This is a genomic window from Agrobacterium sp. CNPSo 3708 (assembly GCF_028674915.1).
Lineage (GTDB): Bacteria > Pseudomonadota > Alphaproteobacteria > Rhizobiales > Rhizobiaceae > Agrobacterium > Agrobacterium cavarae.
This window is the reverse complement of the sequence record NZ_JAQZSF010000003.1, coordinates 479,622-498,486: the sequence shown is the minus strand read 5'-3', so window position 1 is coordinate 498,486 and position 18,865 is coordinate 479,622. Positions and strand designations below refer to the sequence as shown.

The 18,865-nt window shown below is 58.4% G+C and carries 16 protein-coding genes; 8 read left to right on the top strand and 8 right to left on the bottom strand.

Annotation, left to right across the window (positions count from 1 at the left end; all coding sequences use genetic code 11):
- Window positions 1-179 precede the first annotated feature (179 nt).
- Window positions 180-1,226, top strand: a complete 1,047-nt coding sequence (locus PVA19_RS09800) for an NAD(P)-dependent alcohol dehydrogenase (protein WP_062440666.1) — start codon at window positions 180-182, stop codon at window positions 1,224-1,226.
- Between the two features lie 62 nt (window positions 1,227-1,288).
- Here PVA19_RS09800 and PVA19_RS09795 read toward each other — a convergent pair whose 3' ends face one another.
- Both PVA19_RS09795 and PVA19_RS09790 read right to left on the bottom strand, forming a co-directional pair.
- Complete coding sequence (locus tag PVA19_RS09795; RefSeq protein ID WP_274102229.1) at window positions 1,289-2,575, bottom strand: NAD(P)/FAD-dependent oxidoreductase; 1,287 nt, start codon at window positions 2,573-2,575, stop codon at window positions 1,289-1,291.
- Window positions 2,576-2,657: 82 nt separating this feature from the next.
- Window positions 2,658-3,413, bottom strand: coding sequence for a pyridoxine 5'-phosphate synthase (locus PVA19_RS09790; RefSeq protein ID WP_113327935.1), 756 nt, complete (start codon window positions 3,411-3,413; stop codon window positions 2,658-2,660).
- A 202-nt stretch (window positions 3,414-3,615) separates the two neighbouring features.
- Between PVA19_RS09790 and PVA19_RS09785 the strand changes: the two genes are divergently transcribed.
- A complete protein-coding gene (locus tag PVA19_RS09785) occupies window positions 3,616-4,425 on the top strand; it encodes a MerR family transcriptional regulator (RefSeq protein ID WP_274102228.1) in 810 nt (269 codons plus the stop codon).
- 25 nt (window positions 4,426-4,450) lie between these two features.
- Here the strand turns inward: PVA19_RS09785 and PVA19_RS09780 are convergent, their stop codons facing one another.
- A complete protein-coding gene (locus tag PVA19_RS09780) occupies window positions 4,451-5,578 on the bottom strand; it encodes an ATP-dependent DNA helicase (protein ID WP_062426576.1) in 1,128 nt (375 codons plus the stop codon).
- 129 nt (window positions 5,579-5,707) lie between these two features.
- Here PVA19_RS09780 and PVA19_RS09775 point away from each other — a divergent pair, with 129 nt between their 5' ends.
- Both PVA19_RS09775 and PVA19_RS09770 read left to right on the top strand, forming a co-directional pair.
- A complete protein-coding gene (locus tag PVA19_RS09775) occupies window positions 5,708-6,988 on the top strand; it encodes an SDR family oxidoreductase (RefSeq protein ID WP_274102226.1) in 1,281 nt (426 codons plus the stop codon).
- Between the two features lie 5 nt (window positions 6,989-6,993).
- Window positions 6,994-7,479: a DUF2269 family protein gene (locus tag PVA19_RS09770; protein WP_274102225.1), complete on the top strand. Its 486-nt coding sequence runs from the start codon at window positions 6,994-6,996 to the stop codon at window positions 7,477-7,479.
- 28 nt (window positions 7,480-7,507) lie between these two features.
- Here the strand turns inward: PVA19_RS09770 and PVA19_RS09765 are convergent, their stop codons facing one another.
- A complete protein-coding gene (locus PVA19_RS09765) occupies window positions 7,508-8,101 on the bottom strand; it encodes a LysE family translocator (RefSeq protein WP_062598552.1) in 594 nt (197 codons plus the stop codon).
- Window positions 8,102-8,243: 142 nt separating this feature from the next.
- On the opposite strand from PVA19_RS09765, the gene PVA19_RS09760 reads away from it, so the two are divergent.
- Complete coding sequence (locus tag PVA19_RS09760) at window positions 8,244-9,089, top strand: aldo/keto reductase (protein ID WP_113177629.1); 846 nt, start codon at window positions 8,244-8,246, stop codon at window positions 9,087-9,089.
- Window positions 9,090-9,216: 127 nt separating this feature from the next.
- On the opposite strand, the gene PVA19_RS09755 is transcribed toward PVA19_RS09760, so the two are convergent.
- From PVA19_RS09755 to PVA19_RS09745, 3 genes are all read right to left on the bottom strand, one after another.
- Window positions 9,217-11,139, bottom strand: coding sequence for a methyl-accepting chemotaxis protein (locus PVA19_RS09755; RefSeq protein WP_274102224.1), 1,923 nt, complete (start codon window positions 11,137-11,139; stop codon window positions 9,217-9,219).
- A gap of 465 nt (window positions 11,140-11,604) precedes the next feature.
- Complete coding sequence (gene ilvN, locus PVA19_RS09750; protein WP_062426570.1) at window positions 11,605-12,177, bottom strand: acetolactate synthase small subunit; 573 nt, start codon at window positions 12,175-12,177, stop codon at window positions 11,605-11,607.
- Window positions 12,178-12,198: 21 nt separating this feature from the next.
- The gene (locus PVA19_RS09745) at window positions 12,199-13,992 is read right to left on the bottom strand and encodes an acetolactate synthase 3 large subunit (protein WP_113261702.1); all 1,794 of its coding nucleotides are present in this window, start codon (window positions 13,990-13,992) and stop codon (window positions 12,199-12,201) included.
- A 387-nt stretch (window positions 13,993-14,379) separates the two neighbouring features.
- Here PVA19_RS09745 and PVA19_RS09740 point away from each other — a divergent pair, with 387 nt between their 5' ends.
- Window positions 14,380-16,338: an ATP-binding protein gene (locus tag PVA19_RS09740; protein WP_274102223.1), complete on the top strand. Its 1,959-nt coding sequence runs from the start codon at window positions 14,380-14,382 to the stop codon at window positions 16,336-16,338.
- 174 nt (window positions 16,339-16,512) lie between these two features.
- On the opposite strand, the gene miaA is transcribed toward PVA19_RS09740, so the two are convergent.
- Window positions 16,513-17,409, bottom strand: coding sequence for a tRNA (adenosine(37)-N6)-dimethylallyltransferase MiaA (gene miaA, locus PVA19_RS09735; protein WP_274102222.1), 897 nt, complete (start codon window positions 17,407-17,409; stop codon window positions 16,513-16,515).
- On the opposite strand from miaA, the gene serB reads away from it, so the two are divergent.
- Window positions 17,408-18,298: a phosphoserine phosphatase SerB gene (gene serB / locus PVA19_RS09730; RefSeq protein WP_274102221.1), complete on the top strand. Its 891-nt coding sequence runs from the start codon at window positions 17,408-17,410 to the stop codon at window positions 18,296-18,298. The genes miaA and serB overlap by 2 nt on opposite strands.
- Entirely contained in the window at window positions 18,295-18,855 is a 561-nt protein-coding gene (locus PVA19_RS09725; RefSeq protein WP_274102220.1) for a GNAT family N-acetyltransferase, read from the top strand. Before serB ends, PVA19_RS09725 begins: the two co-directional genes overlap by 4 nt.
- Window positions 18,856-18,865: the final 10 nt, after the last annotated feature.

Here is an 18,865-nt window from a genome sequence, read left to right as displayed (position 1 = left end):
AACCTTGGGGCAAACGGCAATTCCGTTGAGACATATCTAAAATGCCTTCCCCTCTTCGCAAAGAGGGCGCACCGCAATTTTGTAGAATTATGCAAGAAGCTTGGAGGATCGCTCTAACGCTCTTTCGTATTCCGGGCGCATGATCAACCATCCCATTCCACAGTTGAAAGGAACTTCAGATGGCCACTGCAAGAGGTTATGCTGCAACAGACGCATCCAAGCCGCTTACGCCGTTCACATTCGAACGCCGCGAGCCGAACGAAGATGATGTCGTCATCGACATCAAATATGCAGGCATCTGCCATTCGGACATTCATACCGTTCGCAACGAATGGAAGAATGCGGTCTATCCGATCGTCCCGGGCCACGAGATTGCTGGTGTCGTGACGGCCGTCGGCTCCAAGGTGACCCGCTTCAAGGTTGGCGATCACGTCGGTGTCGGCTGCTTCGTCGATAGCTGCGTTGGCTGCGCCACCCGTGACGTCGATAACGAGCAATATATGCCGGGCCTCGTCCAGACCTACAACTCGGTCGAACGCGATGGCAAGACGGCGACCCAGGGCGGCTACTCCGACCACATCGTCGTCAAGGAAGGCTATGTGCTTTCCATTCCGGACAACCTTCCGCTCGACGCCTCTGCCCCGCTGCTTTGCGCCGGTATCACGCTCTATTCGCCTCTCAAGCACTGGAATGCCGGTCCCGGCAAGAAGGTCGCCATTGTCGGCATGGGCGGTCTTGGCCACATGGGCGTGAAGATTGGTGCAGCCATGGGCGCGGATGTCACCGTGCTGTCTCAGTCGCTTTCCAAGAAGGAAGACGGCATGAAGCTCGGTGCAAAGGATTACTACGCGACAAGCGATGCCTCGACCTTCGAGAAGCTTGCCGGCACCTTCGATCTCATCATCTGCACCGTATCGGCAGAAATCGACTGGAACGCCTATCTCGGCCTGCTCAAGGTCAATGGCTCGATGGTGGTGGTCGGCGCACCTGAAAACGCGATCCCCGTCCACGCCTTCTCGTTGATCCCAGGCCGCAAGAGCCTGTCCGGCTCGATGATCGGTTCCATCAAGGAAACCCAGGAAATGCTGGATTTCTGCGGTGAACACAACATCGTCTCCGAGATCGAGAAGATCGACATCAAGGACGTCAACGAAGCCTATGAGCGCGTACTCAAGAGCGACGTGCGCTATCGCTTCGTCATCGACATGGCGACCCTCGACGCCTGATCAAGTGTAACAGGAGGCAGGCAAGACCGAGGCGGGACCTGATCAGGACCCGCCTCTTTTCGTTAGAGAGTCTTTCCCACAGGCTGCGCCTCATCCTTCAGCGTATCACGTTGGGTAATCAAACGCGCACTGTGCTGGCCGCTGAGGTAGATCCACAACCAACTCCAGGCGACGGCGAGCCTCGAGCGTGTGCCGATGAGGAAGTAGATATGGGCAAGGCCCCATATCCACCAGGCGATGACGCCCTTCAGCTTGATCTTGCCGAAATCGATGACCGCAGCTCGCTTGCCGATCGTGGCAAGGTTCCCCTTATGCATATATTTGAATGGCGCGGGCTCCGGCTTCCCCGTCAGTCGCGCCTTGATGACCTTGGCGACATGGTCTCCCTGTTGCTTGGCCGCAGGCGCGATGCCAGGCACCGTCTTGCCGTCTGCCTGCTGAACGGATGCCGTATCGCCGATGACGAAGATGTTCGGGTCCTCTGGAATGTGGAGATGAGGACCAACCTCGGTGCGCCCGGCGCGGTCCGCCTTGACACCGAGCCACTGGGCGGCGGGAGAGGCCTGTACGCCAGCACCCCAGATGATGGTCCGTGCGGGAATGAAATGATCGCCGACCTTGACGCCCTCCTCGGTGCAATCCGAGACGGGCGTTCCGAGCATCACTTCGACGCCAAGTTTTTCCAGCGCGCCTTTGCTGTACTCCGATAGCTCCTCGGTAAAGGCGGGCAGCACGCGCTTGCCCGCTTCGACCAGGATGATGCGCGTCTTGCGCGTATCGATATTGCGAAACTCCGGCGGCAGAACCTTCTTGGCGAGATCGGCGATCATGCCCGCCATTTCGACCCCAGTGGGACCCGCGCCGATGACGACGAAGGTGAGATAGGCCTGCTTGACCTCCTCCGTCTTCTCCAGCTCGGCGCGCTCGAAGGCAAGAAGCAACCGCCTGCGGATGGTTGTCGCATCCTCTGAGGTCTTCAGACCAGGGGCATGTTTTTCCCAGGCGTCATTGCCGAAATAGGCATGGCGCGCACCCGTCGCGAGCACCAGCGTATCGAAGGAGACCGTCTCGCCATGGGTGAGATGAACGGTGCGGTTCGTCCGGTCAACGCCCGATACCTCGGCAAGCAAGGTCGAGACTTCGGGCCTGTCGCGAAACAGGTGGCGGATGGGCCAAGCGATCTCCGATGTCGAGAGCGCCGTCGTTGCGACCTGATAAAGAAGCGGCTGAAAAAGATGATGGTTGCGGCGATCAATCAGAGTGATCCGTGTCGGCACACCCTTCAGACCATGGACAGTTTGTAGCCCGCCGAAGCCTCCCCCAACGACGACGACATGATGTTCCTGCATAAGACTTGCCCTCATTACAATCAGAAAATCAAACCGCGCAGGTTGTACGCGGTTTCATTGTAGGGGCAAAAATTGACGTGAGTTATGAAATAGCCTGACCGCAGGCCCGGCAAAAACGCCGAACCGTTTCGGCCATGCCGTATTCGAGAGCATCTGCCGTCAGGCCGTGGCCGATCGATACCTCAGCGAGATGAGGAATGCGCTTCACCAGCGCCGGAAGATTGTCCACGGTCAGATCGTGTCCGGCATTGACGTCAAGCCCGAATTCCTTCGCAAAATCAGCCGTCTGCCCGAGTTTCTCAATCCAGTGCGCAGCCGCTTCCGGGTCATCGTAACAGCCGCCATAGGGACCGGTGTAAAGCTCGATCCGCGCAGCGCCCGTGGCTGCTGCCATTTCCATGACGGAACGGTCGGCATCGCCATCGGCGAAGAGGGAAACCCGCATGCCGCCTGCTTTCAGACGAGAGGTGACATGCTTGAGAAAATCACCATGCTTGCGAAAATCCCAACCATGGTCCGAGGTCGCCTGCGATGGGTCGTCCGGTACCAGCGTCACCTGCTCCGGCTCATTTTCTTCGCAGAGCAGAAGGAAATCCTCGGTGGGATAGCCTTCCATATTGAACTCGGCTTGCGGAAACTCGTCATCGATCAACGCCCGAAGCAGTGGCAGGTCCAGGAAGCGGATGTGGCGCTGGTCCGGTCGTGGATGAACCGTCAGTCCGCTCGCGCCCGCCTGCAGCGCGATACGTCCGAAGGACGCCACATCCGGCCAGGGCAAGTCGCGCCGGTTACGCAGCATGGCAATCGCGTTCAAATTGACGGACAGTTTGGTCGGCATTTCATTCCCCGGCGTTCATGGTGGAGGGCGCTGCATGACGACCCCGATCGGACGTCATCTCTCCCCTTATCGCATCATTTTGCAAGCCACCAAAAAAAATCGAGATTTTCGTGGAACCATCTTCGCGCGCGCGCATTTTCGCCCCTAAGGATCGGGGACCGACATGACGCAATCATTTTCATTAGAAGACTCTCATATCGATTTGAGTTTAGACGCCGCTTTCGCTACTGATATGGGCGCAGCCGCCATGCCGGAGCTGGATGTCCGGGATATGACCATGCCGGGCCAGGATGGCCGCGATACGGTCGTTCTCACCACCGGGTCATGGAGCAGAAAATCCATGAAAAAGGTAACCGAGACAACCGCAGCGCCGGGATCGAAGATCTCAAAGGGCTTTCTACCGGACGTCAAGGTTCCATCTTCCCTCCCGCCCGAGCCCGTCGTCATCGCAGACATGGCAAATCTGTTCGGGGTCACGCACAGAACTCTGCATTTTTATGAAGAGAAGAAGATCCTCTCCTCCCGCCGCATGGGGCTGATGCGCATCTATTCGCACCAGGACGTTCGCCGCATGGCCGTCATCAACCTGCTGCGCGATATCGGCGTTGCGGTTGCGGTCATTCAGGAGATCATGGGCAAGCTTGATCATGCCCCCTCCCAGGAAGCAGCAGACGACATTTTCCAGACTGCGCTTGAAACCCGCAAGCGCGAATTGACGCTGGAGATTTCCACCGTCCATCGCCAGATCGACCAGATCAGCAACCTGATGGACGTGTCTGACGAGACCTATCCCGAGCCTGTCTACGACACGGTTTCCAATCTGACGGAGCAGGAAAAGTACTGCCTCGAATTGATGGCGGAAGGCTATTCATCGACACGCCTCAGCCGCACGCTCGGCATGTCTGCAGATGAACTGAGTGGGCTGGAAGAAGGCCTTCTTGGAAAGTTCGGCGTCAACAATCGCTTTCAGGTGGTCGCAAAAGCGCTGACGATGGGCATCATCGAGCACTGAAACGCACTGATAAGCCCCACGAAACCTACCGGACGATGGTCAGCGTTTCCGCCGCGCGGGTCACTGCGGTGTAAAGCCAGCGTTCGCGCGTGTCGCGAAACGCGTAGCTTTCATCGAAGAGCACGACATTGTTCCACTGCGAACCCTGCGCCTTGTGCACCGTCAATGCATAGCCGTAGTCGAACTCGTCGTAGCGTTTGCGCGTCGACCACGGAATTTCCGTATCCGTCTCCTCGAAGGCCGCTTTAAGCAGTTTGATCTTCGCGGCACCGCGATCCATATCGTCGTCTTCAGGCCTGATCATCAGATTGATGCCCGGCTTGACCGTCTCCCGAGACGAACTCATCACCTGCCAGAGAGACCCATTCAGCAGACCCTTGGCAGGGTCGTTGCGCAGACATACCAGCTTGTCGCCGGATTGCGGATATTCCGCCGAAAAGCCCTTCAACTCGCGAAGCCGCTGATTGTATCGCTTGCGCGTCCGGTTCGTTCCGACCAGAACCTGATCCGCGTCCAGCACCAGAGACTGGGTGACCTCCGACTTGGAAATCACCTGCGCGGTCCCGTAGTCGCCGCGCATGATCTCGCGTCCCTCTCGCACATCCATGGCAAGCTGGATAATCGGGTTGTCCTTCGCCTGACGATGGATTTCCGACAGCAGATAATCCGGCTCCTGCTCGGTGAAGTAACCACCGCCTGAAACCGGCGGCAACTGCCCGGGATCGCCCAGCACCAGAACAGGCGTGCCGAAGCTCATCAGGTCCTTGCCGAGCTGTTCATCCACCATCGAGCATTCATCGATGATGATGAGCGCTGCCTTGGCAAGCGGGCTTTGGCGATTGATGGTGAACATCGGCGCAATCGATGTCTTGCCGGTTTCCTCGTCCTCGACGGCTTCCTCGCCACGCGGCCTGTAAATCAGCGAGTGAATGGTGCGGGCATTGGAAGCGCCACGCGAACGCAGAACCTGCGCGGCCTTGCCGGTAAACGCGGCAAACAGTACCTCGCCATCGACATGCTCGGCAAAGTGCTTGGCGAGCGTGGTCTTGCCCGTGCCGGCATAGCCGAAGAGACGGAATACCGGCGAACGGCCTTCCTTCAACCAGCGCGAAACAGCCTTGAGGGCTTCATCCTGTTGCGGAGAAAATTGCATCCATCCTCTTCGCAGGATTCGAGCCGCAAGCGCAACAGAAAAAGAACGAAAGAAGAATGTTCCGCCCGGAAGACGCAACTGGCGGAGGCAGGCAATGGCATCCCACGTCACATTTGATTAGATAGATGCATGAAGATATTGATTCTTGGTGCAAGCGGCTTCATCGGCTCGGACATTCTTCGCAGATTGCACAATGACGGCCATGTCGTCACCGGTCTGGCGCGCAATACCGTCACGGCCCGCCGGAAATTCCCTCTCGCCAACTGGATCGATGGTGATCTTGCGCGGATGAAGGATGCCGACAGTTGGACAGAACTGGTGGCGGACCATGAGGTCATCGTCAATTGCGCAGGTGCACTTCAAGATGGTCTGGCAGACAATCTCTCCGCCACGCAGCTGGACGCGATGCTGGCGCTCTACGAAGCCTGCATTCTGGCACGCGGCAGGCTCATCGTTCAAATTTCCGCGCAAACCTCCGGCACCGCTGCAAACCTGCCGTTCCTCGCGACCAAACGCGGCGCAGACGAAGCCCTTGCCGCGAGTGGTTTGCCGCACGTCATCTTCCGCCCTGCCCTCGTCATCGGTCGCAACGCCCATGGCGGCACAGCACTCATCCGGGCACTTGCCGGTCTTCCCCGCGTCGTTCCTCTCGCGCATGCGGAGAGCCCCGTTCGAGTGGTCTCGGTCAACGATGTCGCCTCGGCCGTATCCCGGGCCGTCAGCGGACACATTGCGCCGGGAAGCGACCTGCATCTGGCAGCCGATGAGACCGTGACGCTGAAAGACCTCGTTGCGCTCCATCGCCAATGGCTCGGCCTCCCACCTGCAAAGTTTCTTTCCCTCTCACCCGCCATAGCTAGGCCTGTCAGCATGTTGGCGGATCTCGCAGGTTATCTCGGCTGGCGCTCGCCGCTTCGATCCACGGCCATGGCGGTGATGTCCGAAGGCGTGTCGACCCAGGCACAGACAAACACGCTCTCGGTCGCAACGGCCGCCGAAACGCTGGCCCGCCATCCATCCGCCGTGCAGGACCTCTGGTTCGCTCGCCTCTATCTGCTGAAACCGATCGTTATTCTCTGCCTGTCGCTCTTCTGGCTGCTGTCCGGCCTCGTTCCGCTGGCAAATCTCGAGGGTGCTGCAAGCCACTTCCTAACCCTCCTGCCACGCTCTGCAGCAGCCGCCCTCACACTTGCCACCTGCGTGCTCGATATCGCGCTTGGCGTCGCCGTCCTCATCAAGCGCTTTTCCAGAAGAGCCATGCAGGGAATGCTGTTGTTGACGGCACTCTATCTTCTTGGTGCAACGGTCCTTGAGCCGTCGCTCTGGCTCGATCCGCTCGGGCCACTTGTGAAGGTGCTGCCATCGATCGTTCTCACTCTGGCGGCGCTGGCAACGCTGGAAGAACGATAAGCCGCATGACGCTGGAAGACCTGCTCCGCCTCGCTCATGTCATCGGCGCAACGGTACTGCTCGGAACGGGTGCGGGCATCGCCTTCTTCATGGTCATGGCGCGTCGGAGCGAGAACCCCACGCTGATTGCCCATGTTGCAGGAACGGTGGTGATTGCCGATACGATCTTCACCGCAACGGGTGCCATCCTTCAACCGATCACCGGCTATCTTCTGGCACGCCTGATAGGCTGGCCGCTGACGCAGGGATGGGTCTGGCTCTCGCTCCTACTCTACGTCTTCGTCGGCCTTTTCTGGCTTCCGGTTGTCTGGATTCAGATCAGGCTGCGCGATATTGCCAGGGCCTCGGCAGATGCCGGTTCGGCTCTTCCGCCTCAATGGTTCAAACTGTACCGAATCTGGTTCGCCTGCGGCTTCCCGGCCTTCTTCGCTGTCATCGCGATCGTTTGGCTGATGCTGACGAAGCCCGATCTTCCTTTCGGAATTGGATGAAGCGAGAGGCTTAGCCGGCCCTTGAGCTTCACTTCAACATCGGCCAGAGGCTGAGCACCAACAGCACCGCCATGGTGATGTTGAACCATTTCAACCGCGCCGGAACGGAGAGCCATTCGCGCAGCACAGAGCCGAACCCCGCCCATGTCGAAACGCTCGGAAGGTTCACAGCCGCAAAGGCAAGACCGACAAGCAGCACCGTCAGCATATACTGGCTCTCATCCGTATAGGTCGCCATGGCAGCGACTGCCATCACCCACGCTTTCGGGTTGACCCACTGAAACGCAGCCGCGCCGAAAAATGTCATGGGCCTGGCACCGACCTTTCCGTCACCGAGGCTGCGAGACGTTCCAATCTTCCAGGCAATCCAGACGAGATAGGCGCCGCCGGCAAATTTCAAAGCGGTGTAGAGCACCGGGATCGAGTGCAGCAATGCACCTAGTCCAAGACCCACCCCGATCAGCAACGACAGGAAACCCACGCCAATACCAAGCATGTGCGGAATAGTCCGGCGAAAGCCGAAATTCACTCCGGACGCAAACAGCATCATATTGTTCGGCCCTGGCGTGATCGATGTGGTGAACGCAAACACCAGAAGTGCGATGAAAGTCTCGATCGTCATGAATATCCCCTTGAAGCGTCATCCTATTCACCAGCCAAGGGGAAAACCAGCAGTCGGTATGAATGGCATGTCGCACAAGTTTTGATGGATCGAGAGAGATCGCTTCTGGTTTATTGTGTGAGAAACATAGGAGGAGGCCATCATGTATGACGATATCCCAACGCTGACCCTACCCTCGGGAAGAGACATCCCCGCTCTCGGCATCGGCACCTGGAACATGGGCGAGAGCCACGCCGAAGAGGCACAGGAGGTGGCAAGCATCCGCAAAGCGGTCGAGCTCGGCATGACGGTTGTCGATACGGCGGAAATGTATGCCGACGGGCGATCGGAAGAGATCGTTGGGAAGGCAATTGCGGATCTGCGCGACGAGGTGTTCCTCGTCAGCAAGGTCTATCCCTTCAACGCCAGCGCGACGGGAACGATCGAGGCTTGCGAACGCAGCCTTAAACGTCTCGGTGTCGATCACCTGGATCTCTACCTTCTCCACTGGCGTGGCTCCCACCCACTGGAGGAAACGGTCGCGGCATTTGAAAAGCTCAAGCAGTCGGGGAAGATCAGGGACTGGGGCGTGTCGAATTTCGATACGGACGACATGGAGGAGTTGTTCGAGGTCGAGAACGGTCGCAACTGCGCGGTCAACCAAGTCCTTTACAACCTGTCCAGGCGCGGCGTGGAATATGACCTCCTGCCCTGGTGCCAGGAGAAGGGCCTGCCACTCATGGCCTATTCCCCCATCGAACAGGGCCGCATTCTCAACAATCATGAGCTGATCCGCATCGCCAAGGCCTATCAGGCGACGCCGGCACAGGTGGCGCTCGCCTTCCTTCTGGAACGTGACGGCGTGCTTGCCATCCCCAAAAGCGCCAAGCCGGAACGGGTCGAAGAAAATCGCGGCGCTACCGATCTCGATATCAGCGATGAGGACTGGGCATCGCTCGATGCTGCTTTTCCGCCGCCGACAAGAAAGACGTCGCTAGCGATGTTGTGATTCCATTTCATTGGTTTAGCGCCGTTTTCGGATTCAGTTTCTGAGGCTCACAGCATAGAGACGAAACAAAAAAGCCGGGCGTTCTTCACGCCCAGCTTCATCATTTGAACTTGTCGTTTAGGTGTTCTCAGAACTCTTCCCAGTCCTGCTTGACGGCTGCGTTGCCGGAGAAGGCGGTTGCAAGCTTGCGGCCAAGCGCGCGGGCGGGTGACGCTGCCGGACGCTCCGCAGGCGTTGCGGCGCGGACTGGTGCCTCGAAGGTGGCAGACAGCTTGAACTGGCCGAGAAGTTGGTTCAGCGAAGAGGCTTCGCGGGCAAGACCATGGCTGGCTGCCGTCGTCTCTTCCACCATCGCCGCATTCTTCTGCGTGTCCTGGTCCATCTGGTTCACAGCCGTATTGATCTGCTGCAGACCGGAGGACTGCTCCTGTGCCGCTTCCACGATCGCCATGACGTGGCGGTTGATCTCCTGCACTTCGGCAACGATGGTTTCCAGCGCACGGCCGGTCTCGCCGACAAGCTCAACACCTTCCTGAACCTGGGTGTTGGAGGTGGAGATCAGACCCTTGATGTCCTTGGCGGCACTGGCAGAACGCTGCGCCAGTTCACGCACTTCCTGGGCAACGACGGCAAAGCCCTTGCCTGCTTCACCGGCACGTGCCGCTTCGACACCGGCATTGAGTGCCAGAAGGTTGGTCTGGAAAGCAATCTCATCGATCACGCTGATGATGTTGGAAATTTCACCCGACGACTTTTCGATCCGCTCCATGGCAACAACGGCCTTGCGAACGACCTCACCCGACTGTTCAGCACCCGTGCGGGCCTTGGCAACGAGATGGCCGGCTTCCTGGGCACGACGGGTGGAGTCCTTCACCGTGGTGGTGATTTCTTCCAGTGCCGCTGCGGTTTCTTCGACCGAGGCTGCCTGCTGTTCGGTGCGCTTGGCAAGATCGTCTGCCGCGGCACGGATTTCGTTTGCACCGGCATCGATGCCACGGGCATTCTCGGCCACGCGGGTCAAAGCAGACTGCAGCTTTTCGGCAGAGGCGTTGAAGTTCTCGCGAACCGTATCGAGATGGGCAACGAAAGGCTGGCTGATGCGATAGGAGACATCGCCATCCGACAGGCGTGACAATCCGTTGGCGAGATTGTCGACGGCAAACTGCGTGTCTGCGGCTTCCTTCGCCTTCTGCTCGTCGCGGGCAATGCGCTCCTTCTCCGACAGACTGCGATTGGCATCTGCTTCCTGTTCAAGACGGATGCGCTCAAGTGCATTCTCGCGGAAGACGGCAACGGCCTGCGCCATATCACCCACTTCATCCTTGCGACCAATGCCATCGATCTCTTCGCGCGTCTCGCCACCGGCGAGAGAGACCATGCGTGTGGAAAGCCGAGCGATCGGGCCGGTAATTCCACGGGACGATACCAGCAATGAGATGGCTACAGCGGATGAGAACAGCAACCCGAGCGTAATAAGAGAGTAAAGTATGGTGGAATTGGTGACGGCAGACAGAGTGTCAGACTGATCAACGACCTCCTTCAGAGAATTCTCATTCAGCGCCCGGATATCGGCTCGCCAATCGGCAATTTGTGCGTTGACGTCAGTCAGCTTACGGCGAGCGGTCAGGAAATCGCCGTTCTTCATCATCACCCAGACTTCATCAGTGGCCTTCACGATGGCGCGTGCCCGATCGGTGATGCCAGACAGGGAGGAGTTGATTTCTGGAAGAAGCTTAGGCGCTGCCTCAAGCCTGGCAAAAAGCGCACCAACGTCTTTCTTGTAATCATCCTGGATTTCGGCTGGCTTACGGCCTTGCTCCGCTTGCAATAAACCAAGCGTCGTATCGTAACCTAGAGCCACAAGAGATGTATTTGCACGAAATAGCTCAGTCGTGGCGGCGCTATTCTTTGAAATGAGGTCGGAATAGGCGGTGTCGGCATTCTTGTAGTTGATAGCAACAGCGCCCACACCCCCCAGTCCAACCAGGGAAACCGGGAGTATCAGGCTCAGTATCTTGGTGCGAATTTTTGCGTTCTCGAAAAACGACATTTGTCCTCGCTTAAATCAGGCTGCAGATGACAATAGCGACCGCCAACCGATACCCCTCCGAGGCCACGGATCATTGCTTTGTCTATCATGATGAAACGCACCGTCATGGCGCGAAGAACGGCCGCCACTATGCGAAAGAACAAATGTATAAAAGTTTAATTGGCCCGCGTTGCGCTACAAATTTCGAGAAAAACCGTTATACATCATAAGTTTACGTAACGTGAGGAGCGTCGGCGCAACAGCAGCAGGCCCTCGCCTGCCCTGCATTCACACCAGAGCTCTGCCCTCCATATTTACACCGGAAGATGTAAGGGCGCGCAGCGGCAGGTCGTTCTCGAGCGATGCGCCCCCACGTGACAGACAGGCACTTAGGCGCATCACGCTCCGACTGGCGAGGCAACAAGCAAAAAAGAAGGCCCCACGAAGTGGGACCTTCCTCAGCATTCTATCGACAAGCAAAAGAGCTTACATACCCTCCGGACCGCGGTTCATCGCCGCAATGCCGGTACGGCAAATCTCGATCAGGCCGAGCGGCTTGATGATCGAAACGAACTGATCGATCTTGGAGGACTTGCCGGTGATCTCGAAAATGAAGTGATCGAGCGTCGCATCCACCACCTTGGCATGGAAGGCATCCGCAAGTCGCAATGTCTCCGCGCGATCTTCGCCGCGTCCTGCAACCTTGATAAGGGCCACTTCGCGTTCGATTGGACGCTCCTGCCCGGCCTGGCGGGCACGCACCGTCAGATCCACCACGCGGTGAACCGGAACGATCCGCTCAAGCTGCGCCTTGATCTGCTCCAGGACACCGGGCGTACCGCGCGTCACGATGGTGATGCGCGACAGATGCGCCTCGTGCTCGGTCTCCGAAACCGTCAGGCTTTCAATGTTGTAGCCACGGCCGGAGAACAGGCCGATCACGCGAGCGAGGACGCCTGGCTCGTTGTTGACGAGAACGGAAAGCGTGTGGTTTTCCACCATCGCCGTTTCCGTCTGGATGAAGTATGCGGAGCCGGTGGGCTGTAGGTGTGCGTTCATGTCTTTATCCTCTTCCCACGCTCAAACGAGCTGGCGGCCCTTGGCATCGATGGCATTGGCGACGGCTTCGTCCGTTGCTTCATCCGGCAGCAGCATCTCGTTATGTGCCTTACCAGACGGGATCATCGGGAAGCAATTGGCGAGATTGGCAACGCGGCAATCGAAGATCACCGGCCTCTTCACCGCAATCATCTCGGCAATCTTGTCATCCAGCTCCTTCGGATTGTCGCAATACATGCCGACGGCACCATAGGCTTCCGCCAGCTTGACGAAATCCGGCATCGCTTCGGTGTAGGAGTTCGACAGACGGTTGCCGTGCAGCAGCTGCTGCCACTGGCGGACCATGCCCATATACTGGTTGTTCAGAATGAAGATCTTGACCGGCAGATTGTACTGGATGGCGCAGGACATTTCCTGAATGCACATCTGGATCGAGGCGTCACCGGCAACGTCGATGACCAGCGCATCCGGATGAGCGACCTGAACGCCGATGGCGGCCGGAAAGCCGTAACCCATCGTACCGAGGCCACCGGAGGTCATCCAGCGGTTCGGCTGTTCGAAGCCGAGGAACTGTGCCGCCCACATCTGGTGCTGGCCGACTTCGGTGGTGATGTAGGTATCGTGCCCCTTGGTCGCTTCCGACAGACGCTCCAGCGCATATTGCGGCATGATGACGTCGTTGGAATTCTTGTAGGCAAACGAGTTGCGTGCCCTCCAGCGCGCGATCTGGCTATGCCACTCCGCCGTCTGCGCCTTTTCAGGCTTGGCAGGCAGTGCCCGCCACAGACGAACCATATCTTCCAGAACACGACCGACATCGCCGATGATCGGAACATCGACACGAACATTCTTGTTGATCGAGGACGGATCGATATCGATGTGGATCTTCTTGGAGTTGGGCGAAAAGGCATTCAGCCGGCCGGTAATACGGTCGTCGAAACGCGCGCCGATACAGACCATGACGTCACAATCATGCATGGTCATGTTGGCTTCGTAAGAACCATGCATGCCGAGCATGCCCAGCCACTTGTCCCCGGAGGCCGGATAAGAGCCGAGACCCATCAGGGTGGACGTGATCGGGAAACCGGTCAGCTCGACCAGCTCGCGCAGCAGGCGCGTGGCTTCCGGACCGGAATTGACGACACCGCCGCCGGTATAGAAAACCGGGCGTCTCGCCTTCGACATCAGTTCGATCGCCGCGTGGATTGCGTTCAAATCGCCCTGAACCTTCGGCGTATAGCTCTTCTGCTGAATGGCAGCGGATGGCGGCGTATAGGTGCCGGTGGCGAACTGGATGTCTTTCGGAACGTCGACGACGACCGGGCCCGGGCGACCGGTCTGAGCGATACGGAAGGCTTCATGAATGATGCCCGCCAGCTCGTTGACGTCCTTGACCAGCCAGTTGTGCTTGGTGCAGGGGCGCGTAATGCCCACCGTATCGCATTCCTGGAAGGCATCGGAGCCGATCAGCGTGGTGGGAACCTGGCCGGAGATGCAGACGAGCGGAATGCTGTCCATCAGCGCATCCTGCAACGGCGTAACCGCATTCGTCGCACCCGGGCCGGACGTAACAAGCATGACGCCAACCTTGCCGGTGGAGCGTGCGTAACCTTCCGCAGCGTGGCCGGCACCCTGTTCGTGGCGAACCAGGATGTGCTGGATTTCTTCCTGCTGGAAAATCTCGTCATAGATCGGGAGAACTGCACCGCCCGGATAGCCGAAAATATGCTCGACGCCATTGTCCTTGAGCGCGCGCAAAACGATTTCCGCGCCGGTCATGCGATTGCTGTTGTCCGTAGTATCCTTATCCGTCATTGCCTGTTCCATCCCGATTTGGCTTTTGGATATCGCTGGGCGTGACCGCCCAAGTGGAGACATAAAAAAAGGCCCCTAGAGGAGCCTCGTTCAGCGCATGGGTGCTTTCGCCGGATGGTTACACCATCCTGCCCATGCGCCGTCCCACCACGATAAGTACGTTAAGATTTTTCATGGAGCGGAGTGTTAGACAGAAACCAGATTGGCGTCAACGCAAAATGCCGAGAAAATGCACCGGTTCTTAACTTTATTGCCGCGGACCGCCCGCCAACGCAATAAAAATACGCAGGCATTACACCACTTGTTAAAGCCACAAGGTCTATAACCTGCCGACAAGAAAAAGACGGCCTTGTGAAGACATCGGCATCGACCTGGCAGGGACAACACGTGCTTAACGAAGATCTGCAGACATCGGCGAAAGCTGGAAATCACGACCGCCGCGACGCTCAGACAGCGGGCAACCGCATGCTCGGGCGCGTGATCTTCTGCAGCGGCTCGAAAGCCAGAATCTCCGTCACCACCGATAGCGCCAATCCAAGCTTTGCTCAGTTGTGGTCGGTCGGGCGCCTCATCTCCATCGATCTCGGTGAAACCCGTGTCGCGGCCCTCACCTATGCCATGAATGTCGATGGCCCGCTCTGGTCCGAAGGCGAACCGAACACGCTGCTCATCGATGTCGAACTGCTCGGTGAAATCTACTCCACGCCAGAAGGCATCGAACAATTTACAAGCGGCATCACCCGCTATCCCTATCTCGGCGCCATCGCGCACCGCATCCGCTCCAGCGACCTCGTCCGCATCTATGAGAATAGCGCGAGAGGCAGCTGCATCATCGGTCAACTGAGCCAGGATCAGAGCGTCGATGCCATCGTCAATATTCCGGAAATGCTCTCCAAGCACTTCGCCGTGGTCGGCTCCACCGGCGTCGGCAAAACGACAGCCGTCACTCTGCTTCTCAACAAGGCCATCGAGAAGGACCCCAAGCTGCGGGTGCTGGTCCTCGATCCGCATAATGAATTTGCCGCGGCCTTTCCCAACACCTCCGTCGTCATCGACACCGATACGCTGGATCTGCCCTTCTGGCTTATGAAGCTCGAAGAGTTCACAGAAGTGCTGTTTCGTGGGCAAGAGCCGCCTGCCGACGAATTGGATGTGCTGCGCGATCTCATCCCGGAAGCCAAGCGCGCTTTTCGCGGAACAGACGCGTCGACCATGCGTCGTGCCTCGGAAAAAACCGCACTGACCGCCGACACGCCGGTCCCATACCGTATTGCCGATCTTCTGGCGCTGATAGACGAGCGCATCGGACGGCTGGAGGGGCGCGGAGAAAAGCCTGTCCTTCGCACTCTCAAGCTACGCATCATGGCGGCGATCAACGATCCGCGCTACCACTTCATGTTCTCCAACAGCACCATCAGTGACACGATCATGGAGACGGTGGCGCATATCTTCCGCGTGCCGGGAGATGGCAAGCCGATTTCGGTATTCCAACTTGCGGGCATCCCGTCTGAAGTCGTCAACTCCGTCGCCTCAGTTCTTTGCCGCATGGCCTTCGAATTGGCGCTTTGGGGTCAAGGCTCGATCCATACGCTGGTGGTCTGCGAAGAGGCGCACCGCTACGTTCCGGCCAATCCGGGACTTGGCTTCTTCCCAACGCGCCAGGCCATCGCCCGCATCGCCAAGGAAGGCCGCAAATACGGCGTCTCGCTAGGCATCATCACGCAGCGCCCCGGTGAACTCGACCAGACAATCCTGTCGCAGTGCTCCACGGTCTTTGCCATGCGCCTGTCCAACGACAACGACCAGGAGATCATCCGCTCGGCGATTTCGAACTCGTCAACGTCGACGATCAGCTTCCTGTCCTCGCTTGGCAATGGCGAAGCGATTGCCTTCGGCGAAGCGATCAACGTGCCGATGCGTATGCGCTTCAACCGCCTGCCGCCGCACATGCTGCCAAAGGCAAATGGCATCATCAGCCACCACCATGAAGATGTGCCGGACAATGTGGACCTGCGCTCCATCGTCAAAAGGATGCGCGCAATCTCGGGCCCGGATATCTCCGGCTTCCGGCAAAGCTATGAGGCGACGGTTGCCAAGGATGTCGGCGAGATCGAGATGGGGGGCTGGACCTATGACTCGTCCGAGACCATCGGAGGCGACTGCGAACCCTACCGCCCCGACATGCTTCCGCGTATCAACAAAGCCACAACATCGAAGCCGGAACCGGAGCCACCACTCTCTCCAGCGCCGGACACCGCCCGCCCGTTCTTCACCAATGAGACACGCTCGTCCATTCGCGAGACCTTGCTGAAGAAACCTTTGGGAAGCCTCTACAAGAAGGACTGAAGCATGGTCCACGCAAAACTGTGCAGCGGTTTTGCGATAACGACATGCGACAAAACAAAGACCTAGAGCGCAGGAAGCGAATCTAAAAGATCGCGACACGCTCTATCTTCTTTGATCGACGCATCGTGCTTTCAGAAAATCGATTCCGACTTTCGGGCCGATGCTGTAAGACGGTCACGGGATGATGCGCTGCCAGTCCGGCCCCATCTGGTTGCGAAACCAGGTCATTTGCCGCTTGGCATATTGACGGGTCGCAGCTGCGGCTTTCTCGATGACCTCGGCCTCACTCATGCGACCGTCCAGCATCTCGGCAATCTGCGATACGCCGATGGCCTTCATCGCAGTCGAGTCTGCGGGAAGCGCAAGAGCAAGAAGCGCCTTGACCTCCTCCACCGCACCGCTTTGCATCATACCGGCAAAACGGCGGTTGATGCGATCATGCAAAACGCTGCGCTCCGGCAGAACCACGATCTTGCGCGCACGATCGGAATTGACGATCATCGGACCAGTTGCAGTCTGAAACAACCGGATCGATTGCCCGGTCGTTTCGAAAACCTCCAGTGCTCGCACGATCCGTTGGCCATCCGTCGGCATCAGCGTCCCTGCCATCTCCGGATCTCGGGCTTCCAGTTCGCGGTAGAGATCAGCACTTCCCTCGTCCAACAGCCGCTGCCGATACCCTTCCCGGATATCCGCAGGGATCGCCGGCATGTCCGACAACCCGCCGGTCAGCGCCTTGAAGTAGAGCCCGGTGCCTCCCACGATCACGGGGAGCTGCCCTTTCCCCCTTACCTCATCGAGACGTGACGTTATGTCTCGCAGCCATTCACCCGTCGAATAGAGCGCGTTGGCGGGGACGTGCCCGTAAAGATAATGCGGCACCCCCTCCATCTCCTCCACTGAAGGGCGGGCCGTCAGCACTTGTAGCGTGTCGTAAACCTGCATGCTGTCTGCATTGATGACGACGCCGCCGTGTTCGCGCGCAAGACGAAGCGCAAGCGCGGACTTGCCGCTTGCCGTCGGGCCGGTTATCAGGATCGCATCAAATGGTTCATCAAGGTTTTTCATCATGGCTTTCGTTGCCACGCTTATCGCCAATCCGTCAAATCCTGTTCTTGCCGCAGCCCTTGGGGAAACTGCGGCGCAGGCCGTTGGCGCGTCCGGGCTCTATTGGCTGGCAGACGGTGTTGCCTGCGATATCGTGCTGCCGCAAGGCGCCGATACGGACGCCGCGCGCAAGACGCTGTCCTCCACGATAGCCGGCCTGCCGATCGATATCGTCATTCAGGATCAGGACACCCGCCGTAAGAAAATCCTGATCGCCGATATGGATTCCACGATGATCGGCCAGGAATGCATTGATGAACTGGCTGCCGAGGTTGGATTGAAGGACAAGGTCTCGGCGATCACCGCGCGTGCAATGAATGGCGAGATCGCTTTCGAGCCCGCACTGCGCGAGCGCGTCGCGCTGCTGAAGGGCCTGCCCGTCTCTGTCATCGATGAGGTGATTGAAAAGCGCATCACGCTGACCCCCGGTGGCAAGGAACTCGTGGCGACGATGAGGGCGAAGGGCTACTATACCGCGCTCGTTTCCGGCGGCTTCACGGTGTTCACGACACGTGTCGCGGACATGATCGGTTTCCAGGAAAATCGTGCCAACATTCTGGGTGAGCAGGACGGACAATTGGACGGCACCGTGGCCGAACCCATCCTCGGCAAGCAGGCCAAGGTCGATGCCCTGATCGACATTGCCGACACGCTTGGTATTTCACCGGAAGATGCGCTGGCCGTTGGCGATGGCGCAAACGATCTCGGCATGCTTCACCTTGCCGGCAGCGGCGTGGCACTTCATGCCAAGCCTGCCGTCGCAGCCGAAGCAAAGATCCGCATCGATCACGGCGATCTGACCGCCCTTCTTTATCTCCAGGGCTATCGCAAGTCGGATTTCGTTACCGTATGATCATCCACGGTACACCGCGCCTCATCCTGCGCGACTGGAAGGACAGCGACCGCACTCTCTTCCGCGAGATCAATGCCGATCCCGAGGTGATGGAGTTCTTTGCCGTTCGTCGAAGCGATGAAGAATCCGACGCCATGATGGAGCGGATCAACGCCATGATCCACGCCACCGGCTTCGGTTTTTATGCCATGGAAAATCGCGAGACCGGCGAGCCCATGGGCTTTTGCGGCGTTGCCCCCGTTACGGTCGACGACGTCTTTGCGCCCGGCACCATGGAAATCGGCTGGCGGCTTGCCACCCGATACTGGGGAAAGGGCTACGTGACGGAGGCGGCGAAAGCGCTGCTGGCCATGGCATTCGACGACAAGCGCCTTACAGAGATCGTCTCTTTCGCCGTCCACAATAACCATCGCTCCACCGCGGTGATGAAGCGCATCGGTTTGAAACGTGACCCCTCACGCGATTTCGATCATCCGCGCGTGCCGGAAGAGACACATCCGCATCTCAGACCCCACGTCACCTATGCGCTGACGCTTGAGGAATGGCGCGCGCGATAACATCCCATGC

Coding starts and splice junctions, on each gene's coding strand:
- PVA19_RS09800 (WP_062440666.1), top strand. CDS start 180: ATGGCCACTGCAAGAGGTTATGCTGCAACAGACGCATCCAAGCCGCTT.
- PVA19_RS09795 (WP_274102229.1), bottom strand. CDS start 2,575: ATGCAGGAACATCATGTCGTCGTCGTTGGGGGAGGCTTCGGCGGGCTA.
- PVA19_RS09790 (WP_113327935.1), bottom strand. CDS start 3,413: ATGCCGACCAAACTGTCCGTCAATTTGAACGCGATTGCCATGCTGCGT.
- PVA19_RS09780 (WP_062426576.1), bottom strand. CDS start 5,578: ATGCAATTTTCTCCGCAACAGGATGAAGCCCTCAAGGCTGTTTCGCGC.
- PVA19_RS09775 (WP_274102226.1), top strand. CDS start 5,708: ATGAAGATATTGATTCTTGGTGCAAGCGGCTTCATCGGCTCGGACATT.
- PVA19_RS09770 (WP_274102225.1), top strand. CDS start 6,994: ATGACGCTGGAAGACCTGCTCCGCCTCGCTCATGTCATCGGCGCAACG.
- PVA19_RS09765 (WP_062598552.1), bottom strand. CDS start 8,101: ATGACGATCGAGACTTTCATCGCACTTCTGGTGTTTGCGTTCACCACA.
- PVA19_RS09760 (WP_113177629.1), top strand. CDS start 8,244: ATGTATGACGATATCCCAACGCTGACCCTACCCTCGGGAAGAGACATC.
- PVA19_RS09755 (WP_274102224.1), bottom strand. CDS start 11,139: ATGTCGTTTTTCGAGAACGCAAAAATTCGCACCAAGATACTGAGCCTG.
- ilvN (WP_062426570.1), bottom strand. CDS start 12,177: ATGAACGCACACCTACAGCCCACCGGCTCCGCATACTTCATCCAGACG.
- PVA19_RS09745 (WP_113261702.1), bottom strand. CDS start 13,992: ATGACGGATAAGGATACTACGGACAACAGCAATCGCATGACCGGCGCG.
- serB (WP_274102221.1), top strand. CDS start 17,408: ATGGCTTTCGTTGCCACGCTTATCGCCAATCCGTCAAATCCTGTTCTT.
- miaA (WP_274102222.1), bottom strand. CDS start 17,409: ATGATGAAAAACCTTGATGAACCATTTGATGCGATCCTGATAACCGGC.
- PVA19_RS09725 (WP_274102220.1), top strand. CDS start 18,295: ATGATCATCCACGGTACACCGCGCCTCATCCTGCGCGACTGGAAGGAC.